This is a genomic window from Paucibacter sp. KCTC 42545, from assembly GCF_001477625.1.
GTDB lineage: Bacteria > Pseudomonadota > Gammaproteobacteria > Burkholderiales > Burkholderiaceae_C > Paucibacter_A.
Genome location: NZ_CP013692.1, coordinates 211,969 through 231,524 on the forward strand (window position 1 = coordinate 211,969; position 19,556 = coordinate 231,524).

Sequence of the window (19,556 nt, forward strand, 5' to 3'; positions counted from 1 at the left end):
GCAGGGCATCATTGTGCGCCCTTTGGCAAGCGTCAAGGCTGACAGAGGCTTACAAGCCGCCCAAGTGACTGTTTGCTTTTGTCCACGTGAACGGCAGCCCGAGCGCAAGAATTGCTGCGGAAAGCGGTGAGGGGCGGCGCATGAGTGAAAATCTCACTCCAAACAACGCCAAGTGGCTTTTTGAAGACCTTGGCTCAAAAACACAATGCAGCATCATCATCCTGTTGTCGTCGACGCTTCTGTTCAGCACCCCCAGTGGGCCGCTTTGCAATCACGCCTGTTAACGAATGAGAACGTTCAAGCCCAGCTGGAGGTTGACCTCGACTCGCGGATGCAGTTTGCCAGCGGCCTGTTGGCACTGACGAATCAGCGTTTGCTGGCCTGGGATTCGGCCACCTCGGCGTGGCGTGAGTGGGTACTGACCCCGGGCATGGAAATGCGCATCAGCGACCATGCCGGCATCGGCAGCCTGGAGCTGATTGAAGGTGCGCAGCGCCTGGCGCAATGGCGTTTCACCCTGCAGATCAATTTGCAAGCCCAGCGCTGGCAAGAAGCGTTTGAGAACCGCGCCGTGGTCGGCGAGGGCTCGGCCGAGGACTTGGAGTTCTGCCCCAGCTGCAAGGCGCCGCTGCCGCCCGAGAGCGAGGAATGCCCCACTTGCGCGCGTGAGCTGCACACGCCCCCGTCCACATGGGTGCTGCTGCGCCTGTGGCAATTCGCGCGCCCTTACCAGGGTCAGCTGCTGCTGGGCTTCATGCTGATGCTGGGCGCCACGGGCGCTACCTTGGTCGGCCCTTACCTTTATCGGCCGCTGATGGACGAGGTGCTGATCCCCTTCCAGGCCGGGCAGAAGATTGATCCCTGGCTGGTGACCTTTTATTTGAGCGGCTTGTTTGGCGCCGGCCTAGTTTCCTGGCTGCTCGGCTGGGCCAAGACCTATGTGCTGGCCTTGGTGTCGGAGCGCATTGCGGCCGATCTGCGAACCTACACGTTTGAACACCTGCTGTCGCTGTCGCTGGAGTATTTCGGCAATAAGCGCACCGGCGACTTGATGTCGCGCATCGGTTCGGAGACCGACCGCATCAGCGTGTTCTTGTCTCTCCATGCGCTGGACTTCATCTCCGATGTGTTGATGCTGACCATGACGGCGGTGATTCTTTTCAATATCAATCACTGGCTTGCCCTGGCCACCCTGGTGCCGCTTCCCTTCATCGCCTGGATGATCCATCTGGTGCGGGACCGCTTGCGCACCGGCTTCGAGAAGATCGACCGCGTCTGGGGTGAGGTGACCTCGGTGCTGGCCGACACCATTCCCGGCATCCGCGTGGTCAAGGCCTTTGCGCAAGAAAGCCGTGAAGCCAAGCGCTTCAAAGACGCCAACGACAACAACCTCAAGGTCAACGACAAGCTCAACAAGACCTGGAGCTTGTTCACCCCCACGGTCTCGCTGTTGACCGAAATGGGCTTGTTGGTGGTTTGGGCCTACGGCATCTACCTGATCTCGCATCAGGACATCACGGTGGGTGTGCTGACCTCGTTCTTGGCCTATATCGGCCGCTTCTACGGCCGCATGGACTCGATGAGCCGCATCGTCTCGGTGACGCAAAAAGCCGCCGCCGGCGCCAAGCGCATTTTTGACATCTTGGACCATCAATCCAATGTGCCCGAACCCACCCACCCGGTGGAGATGAACAAGGTGAAGGGCGGCTTGCAAATCGACGACATCGGCTTCCGCTACGGCAACCGTGCCGTGATTCGGGGCCTGACGCTGGAGATCAAGCCTGGTGAAATGATCGGTTTGGTGGGTCATAGCGGCTCGGGCAAGAGCACGCTGGTGAACCTGATCTGCCGCTTCTACGACGTCACCGAAGGTGGCATCCGCGTGGATGGCGTCGACCTGCGCCGAATCCGCGTGGCCGACTATCGCCGCCACATCGGCTTGGTGCTGCAAGAGCCCTTCCTGTTCTTCGGCACCATTGCCGAGAACATCGCCTACGGCAAGCCTGACGCCACCCGCGAAGAAATCGTGGCCGCCGCACGCGCCGCGCATGCGCATGAATTCATCCTGCGCTTGCCGCAGGGTTATGACTCGCTGGTGGGTGAGCGGGGTCAGGGCTTGTCAGGTGGTGAGCGCCAGCGCATCTCGATCGCCCGCGCGCTGCTGATCGACCCGCGCATCCTGATCCTCGACGAAGCCACCTCCTCGGTGGACACCGAGACCGAGAAGGAAATTCAGAAGGCGCTGGACAATCTGGTGCAAGGCCGCACCACCATTGCCATTGCCCACCGCTTGTCCACGCTGCGCAAGGCGGATCGCCTGGTGGTGATGGATCGCGGCCAAGTGGTTGAAGTTGGACCGCACGACGAGTTGATGGAAAAGCGCGGCCACTACTGGCGCTTGTACGAGGCGCAGGCGCGCCGTGTGGATGCGGAAGAAACCGTGCCCCTGCTGCCGCCCAATCTTTCCGCCCACACCATCAACGCCTGAGCCAGCGCCGCCACCATGACAACAACGACATATCAAAAGCTGGAGCGCAACGCCCTGGGTCGCCTGGTGCTGACCGATGAAGCGGGCCAGCGCCACGAAGCCGTGGTGCCGGTGCGTGCGCACCCCATCTCAGCCCCTGACGAAGGCGTTTCGCTGGTGGGTCAGGACGGGCATGAGCTGCTGTGGGTCAACCGCCTCAGCGACTTGCCAGCGCCGGAGCGCGAGTTGCTGGAGTCTGAGCTGGCCAGCCGCGACTTCATGCCCAGCGTGCTGAGCATCAAGAAGGTGTCGACCTTCTCAACGCCCAGCCAGTGGACCGTGGAAACCGACCGTGGCGAAACCCAATTCATCCTGCGCACCGAAGAGGACATCCGCCGCCTGGGCGAAGGCCGCCTCTTGATCGCCAGCAGCCATGGCCTGCAACTGTTGGTGCCGGATCGCTTTGCGCTGGATAAGGGCTCGAAGAAGATTTTGGAGCGCTTCCTCTGAGCCTTTGACGTTCAGCTTTGCTTAGCCCACCACCCGCTGCGCCACCGCCGTATACAGCGGAATCCCCAGCAAGATATTGAAGGGGAAGGTGATCCCCAGCGACATGCCGAAGTAAAGGCTGGGGTTGGCCTCGGGAATCGCGTGGCGAATCACTGCGGGCACGGCGATGTAGGAGGCACTCGCCGCCAGCACCATCAGCAAGGCGGTGTTGCCTGCCGACACGCCGAACAACAGCGCCAAGCCCAATGCCACGCTGGCATGCACCAGCGGTGCCCCCAGGGCATAGGCGATCAACCAGGGCGACTGTGCCTTGAGCCCGCCCATATTGCGCGCCGCCAGCAAGCCCATGTCCAGCAGGAAGAAGGCCAGCATGCCTTTGAACAGGTCGATGGAGAAGGGCTTCATCGCCGCCTCGCCGGCCGCACCGCTGACCAAGCCCACCACCATGGCACCCATCAGCAGCAGCTGTGCGCCATCGGTCAGGGATTCATGCAGGATCTTGCCGAGGCTGGCGTCCTGAGTTTTGGCTGCACCTGCCACTGCCGCAGCCCCTTGGCTGCCACGCTGTTTTTGCCGGACCCAGTTGGCCAGCAGCACGGCGATGATGATGGCGGGCGATTCCATCAAGGCCATTGCCGCCGCCATATGGCCGCCATAGTCAATATCATGATTGTTCAGGTACTGCGTGGCGGTGATGAAACTCACCGCGCTGACCGAGCCGTAGGTGGCGGCAATGGCCGCAGCGTCGAAGCCCGAGAGAAAGCGCCGCAGGGTCAGATAGCCCAACGCCGGCACCAGCACCGCCAGCAAGAGCGCAAGGCCCAAGGTGACGCTGACTTCCATCGTCAGGCCTGACTTGGCCAGCGCAAAGCCACCCTTCAGGCCCAGGGCCATCAGCAGATACAAAGACAAAAACCTCGAGATCGGGGCAGGGATCTCGAGGTTGGATTTCAATGCTCCGGCGAGGATGCCGAAGATGAAGAAAAGGATGGCAGGGTCAAGGAAGCTTTGCATCCTCAGATTATCCAGGCCCCTAAGGTCGTGGCCATACTGGTTGCGCCGAGGCCGGCCAGCAGATGGGCGTCACGGGTGTTCTTGGCCCGGTACTCACAGGCGGCGGCGTACAGAATGGCGACCGCAATCACGCCAAAGCAAATCATCAAACTAGACATGGCAATCTCTATCGTGGTGTGTGGCGCTGTTCGCTGAGCCATCGTCCTTGTCATCTTCGATGGCGATGGCAGCGAGCAGGGGGCAATGCTGCGGGTCGATGTGGCTGAGTTCAGGCCAGCTCATCATTGAGGGGGTGGGCGTTGCTTCCTCGCTGCCGCCATCGAAGCTGGCGAGCCAGACTTGCTGGCTCTGCCAGGCCAGACCCGTTTCGAATTCGCTGCGCATATTGGGCTCGGTGTCAGGGTTGGGTGGTGACCTTGGCGCCGCGCTCAAGCCACAGGCCCGGCAGGGCCCGTGGTTCGCGCAGCTACGGCCTTGCTGGCATCAATCGTTCGAGCTGCCGAAGCCGAACAGGCTCAGCAAGCTGGTGAACAAATTGAAGATCGAGACGAACAAACTCACCGTGGCCAGCACATAGTTGCTCTCGCCGCCGTTCACGATGCGGCTGGTCTCGAACATGATCAGGCCAGCCGACAGCAGGGCCACCATGGCGGACACAGCCAGGCTCAACGCCGGGATTTGCAGGAACACGGCGGCCAGGCCGCACAACATCGCAATCACCATGCCGGCGAACAGGAAGCCGCCCATGAAGCTGAGGTCACGCTTGCTCGTCAACACCCAGGCCGACAGGGCCAAGAAGGTGGCGCCGGTGGCGGCCAAGGCCATCATCACCACTTCCGCGCCGTTGGGCAGTGACAGGCTGCGGGTCAGCAGCGGGCCCATGGTGTAACCCATGAAGCCGGTCAAGGCGAACACCACTGGCACGGCCCAGCCGCTGTTTTGCAGCTTGTGCACCGCGAACAGCAGGCCGAAATAGCCCACCAAGGTGATGATGATGCCCGGCGCGGGCAGCTTCATGGCCACGCTGGCGGCCGCAATGGCCGCGCTGAACAGCAGGGTCATGGACAGCAGGGCGTAGGTATTGCGCAGCACGCGGCTGGCGTTGGGCGCCAGGGCGGTCGTGTTGCTTCCGCTTTCGTAATGGCTGTCACCCAGTTCGCCAAAGCCCATGTTCTGATTGATGGGGATGGCCCGGGCCGGCTGGCGTGGGTCAGATTGATTGTTGTAGGAGTCCATGATGTTTGCTAATGCCTTTCTTGATCGGTGTTGGGGCTAAGTGCTTTCAGTCGCTGCTGGGCAGCGGCAGGCGCTTGTTGTTCTTGGGGTGGCTGCGGCTTCTTTGCCAGGCCCGGGTCAGGGCGCGGCTGGCGCGGGCCAGGGCGTGCTCAAAAGCCTCGCGCCAGCGGGCGGCGGTGGCGCTGATGACCAGCGTGCCGGCGCCTTCGGTGCGCAGTTCCAGGGTGCAGCGCTTGTCGATGCCGCCGCGCGGGCCGTTGATGTCGGTCAGCTGAACCCGAGCCGTCGGCACATGCAGGGCCACCCGTCGCATGGCGAAGGTCAGGCGCTGCAGCACCAAGTCTCGCAACTGAGCGCCGTGGAGATCGTGAGATTCGAAATGAACTTGCATGAACGAATACCTCCTGCTGGTGGGTTGGGCGGCCCCTGCTGGCATCAGCCATTGGGGAGTGCGTACAGCTTAGGGTGGCAAGGCTTTCTAAAAAAGCAGAGAATCGAGTACTAACACTTCCTTAAAACACGGTTAATCACCGGAGGCCCCCATGAGTCTTGAGTTCAGCTACCGGCATCTCTACTACTTCTGGGTGGTGGCCAAGGAGGGCGGCGTGTCCAAGGCCGCCGAGCGTTTGGGCATGGCGGTGCAGACCGTCAGCACCCAGGTGCGCGAGCTGGAGAAGTCGTTGGGCTTTGCCTTGCTCAAGCCCGCCGGGCGCGGCGTGGCGCTGACCGAGGCGGGCGAGGTTGCACTGCGCCAGGCCGACCTGATTTTTCAGCTGGGCGAGCAATTGCCGGCCAATCTGCGCGAATCGGTGGGCTCGCGGGTGGTGCGGCTGACGGTGGGGATTTCAGACGGTTTGTCCAAATTGGCAGTGCGCCATCTGCTGCAGCCCATCATCGAAGCCGAGCCCGATCTGCGCCTGCTGTGCCACGAGGACCAGTTTGAAGGCCTGCTGGGCGAGTTGGCCCTGCACCGCCTGGACGTGGTGCTGGCCGACCGACCCGCGCCCACCAATCCCAATCTCAAGGTCTACAGCCATTCGCTCGGTTTTTCGGCCATGGCCTGGTATGCGCCCGAGGCCTTGTACGAGGCTGCGGCGGCTGACTTCCCACGCTCGCTGGGCCAAGTGCCCATACTGCTGCCCACCACGCAGACGGCGGTGCGCCTGCGCTTGGACCAATGGCTGGAGCGCCAAGGCGTCAAGCCGCGCATCGTCGGTGAGTTTGAGGACAGCGCCTTGCTGGCTACCTTTGGTGCAGGTGGCTTTGGCGTGTTCCCGGCTGCCGAGCTGATGCACGAGAAGCTCACGCATCGCTACGAGCTGCGCCGTGTCGGCCCCTGTGAAGGCGTGGAGGAGCATTTCTACGCCATCGGCACCGCCAAAAAGATCTCCCACCCACTGGTGCGGCGCCTGTTGCCGGATCGGGTTTGAGGGATGCCAAGTGGCCCCAAGCTCAGCTTAGAATCTGCGCTTGATTGACGTTTACGTAAACGTCACTTGTGCCGTCCGTTGAAATTCTTGAGGCCGGGGCCACGAAGCCCTGCGCATGTTTTGTCATGCAGCTTAGGATGAAGCGAGGCGGTGGGCACATAAGAGCACTCGGCCCAAATTAATTGACTCTGACCCCATTATTGGAGACCCGCATCATGACCAACTTGCCCGGCCTGAATTTCCAACTCGGCGAAGACATCGACGCGCTGCGCGATGCGGTGCGCGACTTTGCGCAGGCCGAGATCGCGCCGCGTGCGGCCGAGATTGATCGCAGCGACCAGTTCCCCATGGACCTGTGGCGCAAGATGGGTGATCTGGGCGTGCTGGGCATCACCGTCGGCGAGGAATACGGCGGCGCGAACATGGGCTACCTGGCCCACATGATCGCGATGGAGGAAATCAGCCGCGCCAGCGCCTCTGTGGGCCTGAGCTACGGCGCGCACAGCAATCTTTGCGTCAACCAGATCAAGCGCAACGGCAATGCCGCGCAAAAAGCCAAGTACCTGCCCAAGCTGATCAGCGGCGAGCATGTCGGCGCGCTTGCCATGAGCGAGCCCGGTGCCGGCTCCGACGTGCTGAGCATGAAGTTGCGCGCCGAAGACAAGGGTGGCTACTACCTGCTCAACGGCAACAAGATGTGGATCACCAATGGCCCCGATGCCGACACCCTGGTGGTCTACGCCAAGAGCGAGCCCGAACTGGGCGCGCGCGGCGTCACCGCCTTCCTGATCGAGAAGGGCATGCCCGGTTTCAGCATCGCGCAGAAGCTCGACAAGCTGGGCATGCGCGGCAGCCACACCGGCGAGCTGGTGTTCCAAAACGTGGAAGTGCCGGCCGAGAACGTGCTGGGCGCCGTCAACGGTGGCGCCAAGGTGCTGATGTCGGGCCTGGACTACGAGCGCGCCGTGCTGACCGGCGGCCCGCTGGGCATCATGCAAAGCGTGATGGACAACGTGATCCCCTACATCCACGACCGCAAGCAGTTCGGCCAAAGCATCGGCGAGTTCCAGCTGATCCAGGGCAAGGTCGCGGACATGTACACCGTGCTGCAAGCCGGCCGCTCGTTTGCCTACACCGTGGCCAAGAACCTCGACTTGCTGGGCGCCGAGCATGTGCGCCAGGTCCGCAAGGACTGCGCTTCGGTGATTCTGTGGACGGCTGAAAAAGCCACCTGGATGGCCGGCGAGGGCGTGCAAATCTTCGGTGGCAACGGCTATATCAACGAGTACCCGCTGGGCCGCCTCTGGCGCGATGCCAAGCTGTATGAGATCGGCGCCGGCACTTCGGAAATTCGCCGCATGCTGATCGGCCGCGAACTCTTCGCCGAGACCATGTAATGGGCGAGGGTACAGACAACAAGCCGCAGGGCGGCGCCGTTGCGGCGAAGACTCATATCCGCGTTGCGGATGTGAGTCGCAGCCAGACGATGTGATGCGATTGGACGCGCTGCACCTGAACACCCCGCTGCTGCGCGCGGCGCCGGGTCTGTTCCCTCAGCCCGAGGTCTGGCTGAAGATGGACGCGCTGCAGCCCAGCGGCAGCTTCAAGCTGCGCGGCATCGGCCGGCTGGTGCAGCAGGCCGCCGCCGATGGCGCGCGCGAGATCGTCTGCGCCTCCGGCGGCAACGCTGGTTTTGCGGCCGCCCACGCCGCCGGCGCTCTGGGCCTGGCCTGCACCATCGTGCTGCCCGAGAGCAGCAGCGCGGCCGTGGCCGAGAAGATCGCCGCTCGCGGCGCCAGCGTGCTGCGCCACGGCGCGGTCTTCGATGAGGCGAATGCCTTCGCCCAGGCCCTGGCAGTCGAGCGCGGCGCCACCTACGTCCACCCCTTCGACCACCCGCTGCTCTGGCAGGGGCATTCGACCCTGATCGACGAGGTCCTCGAGCAAGGCCTGGCCTTTGATGCCGTCATCACCGCCGTTGGCGGCGGTGGCCTGTTCTGCGGCATCGTTCAAGGCCTGCAGCGCCACGGCCTGCACCATGTGCCCGTGATCGCCGCCGAAACCCTGGGTGCCGACAGCCTCAGCCAGAGCCTGCAAGCCGGCTATGCGGTGACCTTGCCCGCCATCACCTCCGTCGCTACCTCGCTGGGCGCACGCCGTGTGGCCGACGAGGCCTTGCGCCTGGCGCAAAGCCATCCGACGCTGAGCCTGACGGTCACAGACGCGCAAGCCACACAGGCCTGCGTGCGCTTTGCCGATGCCATGCGGGTGATGGTGGAGCCCGCCTGTGGCGCCGCCTTGGCCGCGCTCAGCGTGCATGCGCCGGCCTTGGCCGGCTTCAAGCGGCCGCTGATCGAGGTTTGCGGCGGCATCGGCGTTTCCTTGGCCTTGTTGCAGTCCTGGGCTTGAGCTGCAACATGAACCGCAGCACGGGCCGCAACTTGGTGACCAACAAGCAGCATGCCCGAGCAATTTCGGCGGCCTAAGGCTGGCCTGCAAGCTGTCCGTCATTCGTTCACCCGACAATGCCGTCATGAGTACAGACCTTCAAGAACTTCTGGATAGCAATAAAAGCTGGGCGGCCGACACCGAAGCGCGCCAGCCCGGTTTCTTCACCAGCTTGCTCAAGCAGCAAACGCCGCAGTATTTGTGGATTGGCTGCGCTGACAGCCGGGTGCCGGCCAATGACCTGGTCAACCTGTTGCCGGGCGAGTTGTTCGTGCACCGTAACGTGGCCAATGTGGTGGTGCACTCGGATTTGAATTGCCTGTCGGTGATGCAGTTCGCGGTGGATGCCTTGAAGGTCAAACACATCATCGTGGTGGGCCACAGCAACTGCGGCGGCGTGAAGTCGGCTTTGCTGGATGCGCGGGTTGGCCTGGTCGATAACTGGCTGCGCCATGTGCAAGACGTGCGCAACCATCATCAAGAGTGGCTCGATCAGTTGCAGCCCGATCAGCGCGTCAATGCCCTGTGCGAGCTCAATGTGCTGGAGCAGGCCCGCAACGCCTGCCAAACCACCGTCGTGCAAGACGCCTGGGCGCGTGGCCAAGAGGTGGTGGTGCATGGCTGGGTGTACGGCCTGCACAACGGTTTGCTGGAGGACCTGGCCATCACCGCCGCTGCGGCCGACCAAGTCGGGCCCGCATTTGCCAAGGCCTTGTCCGCCGTCAAGCAGCGCTACGAGCAGGCGCGCTTTACTCAGCTCAGCGCGCAGACCTGAGCCCCGGTTTTGTGAAGTCGATCCGCGCCGTCTAGCCTGGAGAGCCGATGTTCCCGCAAAAGCTGAACGACCCCCGCGCTTTCGAGATTGCCCAAGCCATGCTCGGCGGCTTCAACCGCCATTACCGGCTGTTTCGCGGCACCAGCGCCGGGGCCAAAAAGCGTTTCGAGCAAGCCGACTGGCATGGCCAGCAATTGGCCCAGCGCGAGCGCATCGAGTTCTACGACAAGCGGGTGGACGAGACGGTCGCCAGCCTGGAAGAACGCTTCCAGACCAGCCAGCTGGCGATGGAAGTTTGGCAGCAGGTCAAGCTGCACTACATCGGCTTGCTGGTGGACCACCACCAGCCCGAGCTGGCCGAGACCTTCTTCAACTCGGTCTGCACCCGCATCCTGCACCACAGCTACTTCAACAACGCCTTCATCTTTGTGCGCCCGGCGGTGTCCACCGAGTACATCGAGAACGACGAGCCCGCCGCCAAGCCCACCTTCCGCGCCTATTACCCCACGCGGCAGAACCTGCGCGAAACCCTGCGCCGCATCGTCACTAACTTCCAGCTCGACCTCGAGTTTGAAGACCTGGGCCGTGATATCGACCATGTGATGAACGCCATGCAGGGCCAGATCAGCGAGGGGCGCTGGCGCACCAATTTCCAGATTCAGGTGCTGTCCTCGCTGTTCTTCCGCAACAAGGGCGCTTACATCGTCGGCAAGATCATCAACGGCTTTCAGGAAACGGCTTTTGCCCTGCCCATCTTGCACGGCGAAACCGGCATGCTCTACATCGACGCGGTGCTGTTCGGCGAAGACGATTTGCTGATGCTGTTCAGCTTCGCCCGCGCCTACTTCATGGTCGATATGGAAGTGCCCAGCGCCTATGTGCAGTTCCTGCGCTCGATGATGCCGCGCAAGCCGCGCTCGGAAATCTATTCCGCCATCGGCCTGCAAAAGCAGGGCAAGAACCTGTTCTACCGCGACTTCCTCTACCACCTGCGCCATTCCAGCGACAAATTCCGCATCGCGCCCGGCATCAAGGGCATGGTGATGCTGGTGTTTGACCTGCCGTCCTTCCCCTTTGTGTTCAAGGTCATCAAAGACTTTTACCCGGCGCAAAAAGACACCTCGCGCGAGCTGATCAAGAGCAAGTATTTGCTGGTGAAACAGCATGACCGCGTGGGCCGCATGGCCGACACGCTGGAGTACAGCAACGTCGCCTTCCCGCGCTACCGCTTCAACGAGGAGTTATTGGCCGAGCTGCGCCACTTCTGCCCCAGCTTGCTGGACGAAAGCGGCACTGAGGACCTGGTGCTGCGCCATGTCTACATCGAGCGCCGCATGATCCCGCTGAACATCTACCTGCAAGAGGCCAGCCCCGAGCAGATGGAGCATGCCGTTATCGAATACGGCAACGCCATCAAAGATCTGGTGGCCGCCAACATCTTCCCCGGCGACATGCTGTGGAAGAACTTCGGCATCACCCGCCACGGCAAGGTGGTGTTCTACGATTACGACGAAATCGAATACCTCACCGATTGCAACTTCCGCTACGTGCCCCAGCCGCGCAATGAAGAGGAAGAAATGTCCGCCGAGATTTGGTACAAGGTCGGCCCGCGCGATGTCTTCCCCGAGACCTTTGGCCCCTTCCTGCTGGGCCACCCCGGCGTGCGCGAGCTGTTCATGCGCCACCACGCCGATCTGCTGGACGCCGCCTTCTGGCAGCAGCACAAGGCGCGCATCCAGGCCGGCTATGTGCACGATGTCTTCCCCTACGAGCCGCACAAACGCTTCTATGCCCGGGCGGCGCTGCAGCCGCAGCAACCCATTCCCGCCGTGGATGGCGCGGCGCTGATCGCCGCCAGCCACCACGATCTTTCTGTTCAGTAGTCCATCAACAAACCCCAAGGAGAGTTTCCATGTCGACCGATTCCATCGTCATCGTTTCCGCCGCCCGCACGCCCATCGGTGGCCTGCTGGGTGACTTCGCTGGCTTGCAAGCCTGGGAGCTGGCAGCTGTTGCCATCAAGGCCGCGGTTGAGCGCTCGGGCATCCCCGGCGACGCCATCAACGAAGCCTTCATCGGCAACTGCCTGATGGCCGGCCAAGGCCAGGCCCCCGCCCGCCAAGCCGTGCTGAAGGCTGGCCTGCCCCAGTCGGTCGGTGCCGTCACGCTGAGCAAGATGTGCGGCGCCGGCATGCGCGCCACCATGTTTGCCCACGACACGCTCAAGGCCGAAAGCGCCGACGTGCTGATCGCCGGCGGCATGGAGAGCATGACCAATGCGCCCCACCTGATGTTCGCCCGCAAAGGCGTGAAGTACGGCGCCACGCAAATGTTCGACCACATGGCCCTGGACGGCCTGGAAGACGCTTACCAGCGCGGCAAGGCCATGGGCGTGTTCGCTGAGCAATGCGTCGCCAAGTACGCCTTCAGCCGCGAAGCGCAAGACGCCTTCGCCGTGGCCTCCACCGAGCGCGCCAAGCGCGCCAACGAAGACGGCAGCTTCGCCTGGGAAATGGCCCCCGTCACCGTCACGAACCGCGGCGTGGACACCATCTTCAGCAAGGACGAACAGCCCTTCAAGGCCAAGCTGGACAAGATCGCCGGCCTCAAGCCCGCGTTCGTGAAGGACGGCACCATCACCGCCGCCACCTCCAGCTCCATCTCCGACGGCGCCGCCGCCCTGGTGCTGATGCGTGAAAGCACCGCCGCCAAGCTGGGCGTCAAGCCCGTGGCCCGCATCGTTGGCCACGCCGTGCATGCCAACGCGCCTGAATGGTTCACCACCGCCCCGGTCGGCGCCATTGAAAAGCTGCTGAAGAAAAACGGCTGGGACGCCAAGAGCGTGGACCTGTGGGAAGTCAACGAAGCCTTCGCTGCCGTGACCATGGCCGCCATGGCCGAGTTCAAGCTCCCGCATGAAATCGTCAACGTCAACGGCGGTGCGGTTGCCCTGGGCCACCCCATCGGCGCCTCCGGCGCCCGCATCCTGGTCACCCTGATCGGCGCCCTGAAGCACCGCGGCCTGAAGCGCGGCGTGGCCGCCCTGTGCATCGGCGGCGGCGAGGCGACAGCCATGGGTGTTGAGCTGATCTGAACTGCTTGAGCTGCACCTACCCACGCGGCGGGCCGCGCGGGTAGGGCGATGAAGCAAGACGAAAGAGAAAACGGGGACTTGGCGCACGCAGCCAAGTCCCCGTTTTTGTTTCTTCCCCGGCCGGGTCAAACCGTTCAAGCTGCTTATCATCGGCCGGCCTGCCAAGACGGTCTTGGCATCAGAGCAAGAAGGCGTGCGCGTCCGATGAAACACACGATGGTGGCCATGCCCCGCAGGCTGATGATCTGGCTAACGCTCGGCTTGAGCGTCTTTGCCAGCTGCGCGCACAGCGAGCCCTTTCAATGGCCGGGCGGTGCCCGCGCCGCGGTCAGCTTGTCCTACGACGATGCGCTGCCGTCTCAGCTGGACAGCGCTCTTCCTGCACTGAATGCGCTAGGGCTGAAGGCCACGTTTTATCTGACCCTCTCCAGCCCCACCGTCAGCCAGCGCCTGCCCGAATGGCGCCGTGCCGCGGCTGCCGGCCATGAGTTGGGCAACCACACCTTGTTCCACCCCTGTTCGCGCTCAGCGCCAGGGCGTGACTGGGTGGCCGCGCACCGCGACCTGGATCGCATCAGCGTCACCCAGCTGCGTGAAGAGATCTTGCTGGCCAACGCCTACCTGCATGCCATCGACGGCCAGACCGAGCGCACTTACACGGCGCCCTGCACCGACCCACTGGCCGCCGGCCAGCCCTATCTGCCGGCGATCAAGTCAGACTTCGTCGGCATCAAGTCCCGCATCGGCGGCGTGGCACCCGCGATGGCAACACTTGACCCCTTGGACGTTTCCACCGCCGGTCCGGTCGACGCCAGCGGCGCCGCGCTGATCGCCATCGTGCAAGAGGCTGCCGCCAAAGGCACGCTGGCCAGCATCACCTTCCACGGCATCGGTGGCGATTACTTGAGCGTCTCCAAAGAAGCCCACCAAGCGCTGCTGCAGCATCTGGCCGCCAACCCCAAGCTCTATTGGGTGGAAAGCTTTGTGAAGATTGCGGCGCATGTGCGCCAGCAGCGCGAGCGCGCTGCGGCAAGCGCTGCAGCAAGCGAGGTTGAGGCCGCCTCTCCGCCCCAGGCACAAGCCGGCGCGGGCCGCCTTGTGCCTTCGGGGCGCTGAGACGCTGCAGCGCTGAGGCCCCGCGCAGGCCGTACTCAGGCCGTACTTAGGCCTTGGCGCGACGCCGGCGCCCAGCCAGGCAGGCCGTGCTCGCGGCCAGGCCAAAGAGGGCCAGTGACGCCGGCTCAGGCACCTTGTTGTTGTCGTAGGTATAAGTCACGCTGGCGCCGCACGAGCCTTGATTCGCCTGCGTGGCGGCAATCTGTCCGCCACCGCCGATAACGGTCAGGCCGCTATCTGATTTGCAGCTTAGCTTGAACTTCTGTCCCTCTTGGCCATAGAAGCTGGCCAGCAGCGTGTCCATGCCGTTGGGCGACCAAGGGGCCGATTGGCCCAGCGCCGACTTGCTATCAACAAAGGTCGTTCTGGCGGCAATGGTGCCGTCCACGGGGCGGCTATCTGTGCTCAAGGAGAGCACTGGATTGCCCGTGTTCAACAAGGCATCCAGCCCTGCGAGATCGCTGTGGTAATACAGATCCATCGTCGACTTGGCCGAGGCCCGTTGATTGGTGTTCGACAAGTTGGCCAGGCTGATCGTGGTCGTCATGGCGCCGTTGAAGATAAAGCTCACGCCCGTCAGGCGGCCCAGGGTCGTGTCGAACAGGTTCAGGCTGCCCGTTTGGGTGAACTCGGTGTCGGCCAAGGGGTTGTTGAAGTTGTAGCTGATGGTCCCTGCTTGCGCAGCGGAGGTCAGCGTCAGCGCCCCGATCAGGGTGGAAAAAGCGGAGAGTCGTTTCATGGTGGTCTCTTTTCAGATGGCTAGGTTGAATTGAATTGCTAACGCTTACGACCCTGGGGAGGGCAGGCCCGTACGCCCCTGAGATCCGAACAGTCCGTCAATCACTCACTCGATCAATCAGTCAAGTGACCGCCCGTCCTCTTGCGCGCACCATTGCATGCTTCGTGAGCGGCGTTGATTTACCGGTGAATCGCCGGGTTATGTGAATATTCAAGAGCCCCTGTTTGAGGGGGCATGCGTGTCGGTCGCTTCAATCGTGGCCATGCCGTCCCCGGTCAATCGCTTCGCCTGGACAGGCCGGCTTCAGCAAAGTGAATGAGGAACGCCCCAGTGCAGCTCTGAAAACCTTGAGGACGCCCCGCTGACAAGCGAATACCATGGCTCCGCCGAGATGTGAGTCGCCACGATGCGCATGCCTCGGCACGGGGCCGCGACAACGCCCGCTGGGCGGCACCAAGGCCTTTGCACCTGTACGCCAGTTCAACACGCGAGGACCACCGTATGCCCAAGTTCACCGTCAACGTTCCCGTCGAAACTTCCGCGCCGAACGTCGTTGTGGATGTCAACCCGCAATCTCCGCTGCCCGCCGGCCGCCACCGATTCAGCTTGGTGGTGGTGGACGACTCCGGCAATGAAAGCGCGCCAGACACGATTGACGTCATCGTGGCCGACCGCGACCGTCCCACCGCTGTTCTGCTGGGCCCTGACATCGCCTCCGTCGGCAAAGAGTTCGCGCTCAATGGCGCCCGGTCCTTCGACACCGGTGGCGGCACCATCAAGATCTGGCGCTTTACTTACCTCGGCCCTGCCACGCGTTGACGGATATGCCGGTTCTGCGTCGCCACCAGCCCGTTTCAAGTTCCAAGCCTCGCTTGGTGGTGCAAAACAAATTGCCACCCGGCCGCCATCGCTTTGCCTTGGTGGTGGTGGACGAGCATGGCAGGGAGAGCGCGCCGGACATCTGCGAGGTCACCGTGCAGCCCCGCAAGCCCGGCCAGCACCGCGCACAAGACACCAAGCCTTGAGCCAAGCGTATCGGCACCGGGATCTTGCGCATCCCGGTGAGCGAGGTGTTGAGCCTCACCCGCACCGTTACGCTCGCGCCGCGCTTCAGGCCTGACCCGCTTGCCCTGGAGCCGAATGGGGTGCGAACAGGGCCGGGGCTGCATGGACCCAAAGCGGCGCTCTCGGCGCCTCATAAAATCCGCCCCTTCCCCTCCTTCCTCCGCTTGCCATGTCGCAAGCTCCGTCCCCTCTCGCCGCAGCAGTACACCTCATGCCCAAAACTACTCAAAAACCTTTCGTCATCGGTGTCGCAGGCGGCAGCGGCAGCGGCAAATCAACGGTGACGCGCCAGGTGGTGGCCGCCATCGGGCCGGAGAACGTGGCGGTGGTGATGCAAGACGACTACTACCGCGATCAATCCCATATGCCGGCGGAGGACCGGCGCAAGCAAAACTATGACCACCCGGATGCCTTCGACTGGCCGCTAATGACCCAGCACCTGGCAGCCCTGCGCAAGGGCGAGGCCATCGCCATGCCGGTGTACGACTTCGCGGCCGACAACCGCTCCAGCGACACCATCACTGTGATGCCCGCACCTATCATCGTGGTGGAGGGCCTGTTCGCCCTGTACGACAGCAAGCTGCGCAACATGATGTCGCTGAAGATTTACGTGGACACCGCCTCCGACGTGCGCTTCATCCGCCGCCTGCAGCGCGACATTTCAGAGCGGGGCCGCAGCACCGAGTCGGTGGTGAGCCAGTACATGGACACCGTGCGTCCCATGCACAAGCAGTTCATCGAGCCCACCAAGCGCAACGCCGACGTGATCCTGCCCCACGGCGCCAACGGCCCGGCGGTGGACATCATCACCACCAAGGTGCGGAGCTTGTTGCAGGAGATGGGGCGGGGTTGAGTTGATGGCCCCAAAGCGCGGGCTTCAAGCATCAACACCATCATCAACATGGGACAGCCTCTGATGATCAAGTCGAACGCGGTGTTTGTTGTCGCCCTCTTACTTGCGAACGCATGTGGAGCGGCACCCAGGGCAGATGAGCAAGTCGCGCGCGAAATTGTCTATCGCTTTGGCGAGGGATATACCCAAGCCGCCATTGACTTGGCCGCACCGTCCAAGGTGAGAACATTTCGGGCGGAAGCTGCCCTGGTCAGAAAGGAATTCCGAGGCTCGGGAATTGCTGCCTCTTGGCTGGTGTCGCCGGCCGCACCAGATAAGCAAGCTCCCATAGCCCTGCGGGTCAGCCGCCCCGGGCATCTCGTCAGCGAACTCTACATCGGCACTTCAAGCCCGGCGGATATTCAAAAGCAACTCGGCGCCCCCGACGAAAGCGGCCCCAACTGGATGGCCTACCGAGGCCTTGCGGAGATCTGTAGCGACAAGTTCACTTTCAGATTCGCCGAGGGCACGCTGAGTGAGGTGGCGTGGGAGTGGTGTACGGACTAAGCCTTGCTTCGCGCAGGATTGAAGGCCTGACCCGCAGCTACTTGCCCTCGGCGCTTCGCCGACAATGGGCGGTTTTGGCGCTCAGCCACCCGGCTGTGCTGAGTTGCGCTCTTTTTTTGTTCTTGTTCCATGTTGTCCCCGAATTTCCTGATCCGCCCCATGCAGGCGGCTGACTTGCCTGAGGTGCTGCACATCCAGGCCGCTTGTTTCACCGAATTGCAGCCTGAGTCTCGGGCCTCCTTGGCCGCCAAATTGCAGGCTGCGCCAGCGCACTGCTGGGTCGGCGCGCATCAGGGCTCCGGCGGACTGGCCGCTTACCTATTTGCCCTGCCTTGGCAGGCCGAGGCGCCCCCCTTGCTGGACGCCGCTGATTGCGTGCTGCCCGCGCGGGCCGATTGCCTGTATCTGCACGACTTGTCGGTGCACCCCGTGGCCCGCGGCAGCGGCCTGGCCCAGGCACTGGTACAGCGTTTTCTGCAGAGCCTGGAAGCCAGCGGCTTGGACCGCGCCTGTCTGATCGCGGTGCAAAACTCGGCCAGCTTTTGGGGCCGCTGGGGCTTTGCGCCCCGGCCGGTATCGCCCCAGCTGCGCCATAAGTTGGCCAGCTACGGGCCGGACGCGCATTACCTGGAGCGGCGCGGCTGAGGGGCACCAGGCACGGGGTTACACAGGCACGGGGTCAGGCCTTAAATTTCCGTACTTTGGATTTGAGACCTGACCCTCTGGCCATCCGTTGCGGCTCGGGTTTAGTGAGCGCTTAGGCGCCGCGGCGCAGTTGATTCGGTAACAAGGCGTCTATCTCTTGGTCAGAGAAGGTCATCTCCTCGTTCTTTTGTAGTGCTTTCTGTGCGCGCCGGTATGCTGCATACGTGGTGCTGGGTGAACCGGCGTACACAGCGTGCAGGGCAAGCACGAGCCTATCTCGCTCGGCCACAAGAACGTCGGTTGACTTGAGTCCTGCAGCCAGGTCCGTAAGGACGGACAAGTACTGTTCACGAATCAACCAAATGTCGTTTGCCGCTTGCTTGTGCTTCTGAGCCAACTCGCCAAGGTCGTAGTTCTTCGAATATGCATTTAGCACGAGCAAGATCGTGGAGATCACCATACCCACTATCGCGGCTGCCTTACTTGACTCAATGATCGTCGTCAGCAGGCTGCCGGTAGTCACGGCTGACAGAAGTATTTGCCAGAGTTTGAGCCGGGCCAAACGTGCGAGAAGAATGTCGGCGCATTTTTCATGGGTCTTATGCGAGTAGACGGATCGCCCATAGCACTCGCGTAATTGGCCTTCGAGAATCGACAGGTCAGTTGTTGTCATGTGTCAGGGAAGTTCGTAGTGAAGATCTCGCGCCACTTCTGCTTTGCCGACCACTCTCTTTTTGGGTCGGCCATTTCGTGCTCAATGGCTTCAAGGGCAAGGTTGTAGCATCGCTTCGCTTTGTATTGAAACAGGCCTTTGCCCCAGACGTACTGCCTGCTACCCGGGGAACGCCACCACTCCTGGGTTCCATCTTGATCTGACATCCACTTGAAGAAGTCACGGCACATGAAGTCGTAGTACACGTACGACTTATCTCGGTACTGCCAGTTCTCGATGAACTGATAGGCGAGTGTGTCGATGAGCAGACCTCCAATGGGGACGTTCCACTTGCTCTTCCAGTCCCGCATCATTCGGCATAGTGGCACCAGATTTTCGTTTGTCACGCCGTTTCGGTCGCGAATTGCTTGGATCTCGGGGCGTGGATTGGTAATTCGCCAGCGTCCACCATCGTTAGCGTCAGGGAAAGTAAAGCTGTCGTCCTTGTTCAGGAAAGCAGGCACGACTTCGAACATGATTCCATCGTTAAAAGGAACTTGGATTACTTGCCCGTCGGCGCGGATGTTGGTCGTGGCGTAGGTGCGCTCAATAGAGCTTTTGACGGATTGAAGTAGGGCAGATTGGCCGTTTCCATAGTAGTTGTTGTAGCGTTCATAGACGTCGTAGGGCAGCCTGAAGATCATGTCCAAGTCACTGAACCCAGCAATCGCCGTGTTCCGTCCGTAGGAACCAACGTAGAGGCTGTGCGCAGTCTCAGATGTAGTGGTCCAGAAGTCGGTATTCAGTCGCCTTGTGATGTTTCGGTAGCGGAGCGAGATCGTCCCTGCGTCCTGAATTTGGAGGCGAGTGCAGAACGTTCTGAACCAATCGGCGAGTGCCATGAGGGTTCCTTGTGGTGCCTTGCATTTGAGCTAAACGGCGTGGAGGAGATGGAAGGTGTTTGGC

At 62.3% G+C, this 19,556-nt stretch carries 22 protein-coding genes; 14 read left to right on the plus strand and 8 right to left on the minus strand.

Going from position 1 to position 19,556, the window contains the following annotated elements; translation table 11 throughout:
* Positions 1-205: 205 nt before the first annotated feature.
* A complete protein-coding gene (locus AT984_RS00945; RefSeq protein WP_058718509.1) occupies positions 206-2,488 on the plus strand; it encodes a cyanophycin metabolism-associated ABC transporter in 2,283 nt (760 codons plus the stop codon).
* Between the two features lie 15 nt (positions 2,489-2,503).
* A complete protein-coding gene (locus AT984_RS00950; RefSeq protein WP_058718510.1) occupies positions 2,504-2,977 on the plus strand; it encodes a cyanophycin metabolism-associated DUF1854 family protein in 474 nt (157 codons plus the stop codon).
* 21 nt (positions 2,978-2,998) lie between these two features.
* Here the strand turns inward: AT984_RS00950 and AT984_RS00955 are convergent, their stop codons facing one another.
* From AT984_RS00955 to AT984_RS00970, 5 genes are all read right to left on the minus strand, one after another.
* Positions 2,999-3,991, minus strand: a complete 993-nt coding sequence (locus AT984_RS00955) for a sodium-dependent bicarbonate transport family permease (protein ID WP_058718511.1) — start codon at positions 3,989-3,991, stop codon at positions 2,999-3,001.
* Between the two features lie 2 nt (positions 3,992-3,993).
* Positions 3,994-4,149 (minus strand): hypothetical protein, encoded by a 156-nt coding sequence (locus tag AT984_RS22750; protein WP_156421844.1) that lies wholly within the window; start codon positions 4,147-4,149, stop codon positions 3,994-3,996.
* Positions 4,142-4,375 carry a hypothetical protein gene (locus AT984_RS00960; RefSeq protein ID WP_058718512.1) on the minus strand — a complete coding sequence of 78 codons (234 nt, stop codon included), beginning with the start codon at positions 4,373-4,375 and terminating at the stop codon, positions 4,142-4,144. The genes AT984_RS22750 and AT984_RS00960 overlap by 8 nt, the downstream gene beginning before the upstream one ends.
* A 99-nt stretch (positions 4,376-4,474) precedes the next feature.
* Entirely contained in the window at positions 4,475-5,227 is a 753-nt protein-coding gene (locus AT984_RS00965; protein WP_231741494.1) for a Bax inhibitor-1/YccA family protein, read from the minus strand.
* 46 nt (positions 5,228-5,273) lie between these two features.
* Positions 5,274-5,618, minus strand: coding sequence for a hypothetical protein (locus tag AT984_RS00970; RefSeq protein WP_058718513.1), 345 nt, complete (start codon positions 5,616-5,618; stop codon positions 5,274-5,276).
* A 151-nt stretch (positions 5,619-5,769) separates the two neighbouring features.
* Between AT984_RS00970 and AT984_RS00975 the strand changes: the two genes are divergently transcribed.
* The 7 genes from AT984_RS00975 to AT984_RS01005 all read left to right on the plus strand — a co-directional run bounded on the left by AT984_RS00975 (position 5,770) and on the right by AT984_RS01005 (position 14,090).
* On the plus strand, positions 5,770-6,657 hold the full coding sequence (locus AT984_RS00975) for a LysR family transcriptional regulator (RefSeq protein WP_058718514.1): 888 nt from the start codon (positions 5,770-5,772) through the stop codon (positions 6,655-6,657).
* A gap of 215 nt (positions 6,658-6,872) precedes the next feature.
* Entirely contained in the window at positions 6,873-8,054 is a 1,182-nt protein-coding gene (locus AT984_RS00980; RefSeq protein WP_058721988.1) for an isovaleryl-CoA dehydrogenase, read from the plus strand.
* Between the two features lie 94 nt (positions 8,055-8,148).
* The gene (locus AT984_RS00985) at positions 8,149-9,066 is read left to right on the plus strand and encodes a pyridoxal-phosphate dependent enzyme (protein ID WP_058718515.1); all 918 of its coding nucleotides are present in this window, start codon (positions 8,149-8,151) and stop codon (positions 9,064-9,066) included.
* A gap of 124 nt (positions 9,067-9,190) precedes the next feature.
* On the plus strand, positions 9,191-9,880 hold the full coding sequence (can, locus tag AT984_RS00990) for a carbonate dehydratase (RefSeq protein WP_058718516.1): 690 nt from the start codon (positions 9,191-9,193) through the stop codon (positions 9,878-9,880).
* Between the two features lie 47 nt (positions 9,881-9,927).
* The gene (aceK, locus tag AT984_RS00995; protein ID WP_082679683.1) at positions 9,928-11,763 is read left to right on the plus strand and encodes a bifunctional isocitrate dehydrogenase kinase/phosphatase; all 1,836 of its coding nucleotides are present in this window, start codon (positions 9,928-9,930) and stop codon (positions 11,761-11,763) included.
* A 29-nt stretch (positions 11,764-11,792) separates the two neighbouring features.
* Positions 11,793-12,974: an acetyl-CoA C-acyltransferase gene (locus AT984_RS01000; protein WP_058718517.1), complete on the plus strand. Its 1,182-nt coding sequence runs from the start codon at positions 11,793-11,795 to the stop codon at positions 12,972-12,974.
* 204 nt (positions 12,975-13,178) lie between these two features.
* Entirely contained in the window at positions 13,179-14,090 is a 912-nt protein-coding gene (locus tag AT984_RS01005) for a polysaccharide deacetylase family protein (RefSeq protein ID WP_082679684.1), read from the plus strand.
* A 46-nt stretch (positions 14,091-14,136) separates the two neighbouring features.
* Here the strand turns inward: AT984_RS01005 and AT984_RS01010 are convergent, their stop codons facing one another.
* Entirely contained in the window at positions 14,137-14,829 is a 693-nt protein-coding gene (locus AT984_RS01010) for a PEP-CTERM sorting domain-containing protein (protein ID WP_058718518.1), read from the minus strand.
* A 501-nt stretch (positions 14,830-15,330) separates the two neighbouring features.
* On the opposite strand from AT984_RS01010, the gene AT984_RS01015 reads away from it, so the two are divergent.
* The 5 genes from AT984_RS01015 to AT984_RS01030 all read left to right on the plus strand — a co-directional run bounded on the left by AT984_RS01015 (position 15,331) and on the right by AT984_RS01030 (position 17,938).
* A complete protein-coding gene (locus AT984_RS01015) occupies positions 15,331-15,648 on the plus strand; it encodes a hypothetical protein (protein WP_058718519.1) in 318 nt (105 codons plus the stop codon).
* A 5-nt stretch (positions 15,649-15,653) separates the two neighbouring features.
* Positions 15,654-15,854 carry a hypothetical protein gene (locus tag AT984_RS22755; RefSeq protein WP_156421845.1) on the plus strand — a complete coding sequence of 67 codons (201 nt, stop codon included), beginning with the start codon at positions 15,654-15,656 and terminating at the stop codon, positions 15,852-15,854.
* A 251-nt stretch (positions 15,855-16,105) separates the two neighbouring features.
* Positions 16,106-16,747, plus strand: a complete 642-nt coding sequence (gene udk / locus AT984_RS01020; protein WP_058718520.1) for a uridine kinase — start codon at positions 16,106-16,108, stop codon at positions 16,745-16,747.
* Between the two features lie 63 nt (positions 16,748-16,810).
* The gene (locus AT984_RS01025; RefSeq protein WP_156421846.1) at positions 16,811-17,293 is read left to right on the plus strand and encodes a hypothetical protein; all 483 of its coding nucleotides are present in this window, start codon (positions 16,811-16,813) and stop codon (positions 17,291-17,293) included.
* Positions 17,294-17,422: 129 nt separating this feature from the next.
* Positions 17,423-17,938: a GNAT family N-acetyltransferase gene (locus AT984_RS01030; RefSeq protein ID WP_082679685.1), complete on the plus strand. Its 516-nt coding sequence runs from the start codon at positions 17,423-17,425 to the stop codon at positions 17,936-17,938.
* A 112-nt stretch (positions 17,939-18,050) separates the two neighbouring features.
* On the opposite strand, the gene AT984_RS01035 is transcribed toward AT984_RS01030, so the two are convergent.
* Entirely contained in the window at positions 18,051-18,611 is a 561-nt protein-coding gene (locus AT984_RS01035) for an SLATT domain-containing protein (RefSeq protein ID WP_058718523.1), read from the minus strand.
* On the minus strand, positions 18,608-19,492 hold the full coding sequence (locus AT984_RS01040) for an SMODS domain-containing nucleotidyltransferase (RefSeq protein WP_058718524.1): 885 nt from the start codon (positions 19,490-19,492) through the stop codon (positions 18,608-18,610). Before AT984_RS01040 ends, AT984_RS01035 begins: the two co-directional genes overlap by 4 nt.
* Positions 19,493-19,556 lie beyond the last annotated feature (64 nt).

Excerpts from the sequence above, each read along its gene's own strand:
- AT984_RS00945 (WP_058718509.1), top strand. The coding sequence starts at position 206 with ATGCAGCATCATCATCCTGTTGTCGTCGACGCTTCTGTTCAGCACCCC.
- AT984_RS00950 (WP_058718510.1), top strand. The coding sequence starts at position 2,504 with ATGACAACAACGACATATCAAAAGCTGGAGCGCAACGCCCTGGGTCGC.
- AT984_RS00955 (WP_058718511.1), bottom strand. The coding sequence starts at position 3,991 with ATGCAAAGCTTCCTTGACCCTGCCATCCTTTTCTTCATCTTCGGCATC.
- AT984_RS22750 (WP_156421844.1), bottom strand. The coding sequence starts at position 4,149 with ATGTCTAGTTTGATGATTTGCTTTGGCGTGATTGCGGTCGCCATTCTG.
- AT984_RS00960 (WP_058718512.1), bottom strand. The coding sequence starts at position 4,375 with ATGCGCAGCGAATTCGAAACGGGTCTGGCCTGGCAGAGCCAGCAAGTC.
- AT984_RS00965 (WP_231741494.1), bottom strand. The coding sequence starts at position 5,227 with ATGGACTCCTACAACAATCAATCTGACCCACGCCAGCCGGCCCGGGCC.
- AT984_RS00970 (WP_058718513.1), bottom strand. The coding sequence starts at position 5,618 with ATGCAAGTTCATTTCGAATCTCACGATCTCCACGGCGCTCAGTTGCGA.
- AT984_RS00975 (WP_058718514.1), top strand. The coding sequence starts at position 5,770 with ATGAGTCTTGAGTTCAGCTACCGGCATCTCTACTACTTCTGGGTGGTG.
- AT984_RS00980 (WP_058721988.1), top strand. The coding sequence starts at position 6,873 with ATGACCAACTTGCCCGGCCTGAATTTCCAACTCGGCGAAGACATCGAC.
- AT984_RS00985 (WP_058718515.1), top strand. The coding sequence starts at position 8,149 with ATGCGATTGGACGCGCTGCACCTGAACACCCCGCTGCTGCGCGCGGCG.
- can (WP_058718516.1), top strand. The coding sequence starts at position 9,191 with ATGAGTACAGACCTTCAAGAACTTCTGGATAGCAATAAAAGCTGGGCG.
- aceK (WP_082679683.1), top strand. The coding sequence starts at position 9,928 with ATGTTCCCGCAAAAGCTGAACGACCCCCGCGCTTTCGAGATTGCCCAA.
- AT984_RS01000 (WP_058718517.1), top strand. The coding sequence starts at position 11,793 with ATGTCGACCGATTCCATCGTCATCGTTTCCGCCGCCCGCACGCCCATC.
- AT984_RS01005 (WP_082679684.1), top strand. The coding sequence starts at position 13,179 with ATGAAACACACGATGGTGGCCATGCCCCGCAGGCTGATGATCTGGCTA.
- AT984_RS01010 (WP_058718518.1), bottom strand. The coding sequence starts at position 14,829 with ATGAAACGACTCTCCGCTTTTTCCACCCTGATCGGGGCGCTGACGCTG.
- AT984_RS01015 (WP_058718519.1), top strand. The coding sequence starts at position 15,331 with ATGCCCAAGTTCACCGTCAACGTTCCCGTCGAAACTTCCGCGCCGAAC.
- AT984_RS22755 (WP_156421845.1), top strand. The coding sequence starts at position 15,654 with ATGCCGGTTCTGCGTCGCCACCAGCCCGTTTCAAGTTCCAAGCCTCGC.
- udk (WP_058718520.1), top strand. The coding sequence starts at position 16,106 with ATGCCCAAAACTACTCAAAAACCTTTCGTCATCGGTGTCGCAGGCGGC.
- AT984_RS01025 (WP_156421846.1), top strand. The coding sequence starts at position 16,811 with ATGATCAAGTCGAACGCGGTGTTTGTTGTCGCCCTCTTACTTGCGAAC.
- AT984_RS01030 (WP_082679685.1), top strand. The coding sequence starts at position 17,423 with ATGTTGTCCCCGAATTTCCTGATCCGCCCCATGCAGGCGGCTGACTTG.
- AT984_RS01035 (WP_058718523.1), bottom strand. The coding sequence starts at position 18,611 with ATGACAACAACTGACCTGTCGATTCTCGAAGGCCAATTACGCGAGTGC.
- AT984_RS01040 (WP_058718524.1), bottom strand. The coding sequence starts at position 19,492 with ATGGCACTCGCCGATTGGTTCAGAACGTTCTGCACTCGCCTCCAAATT.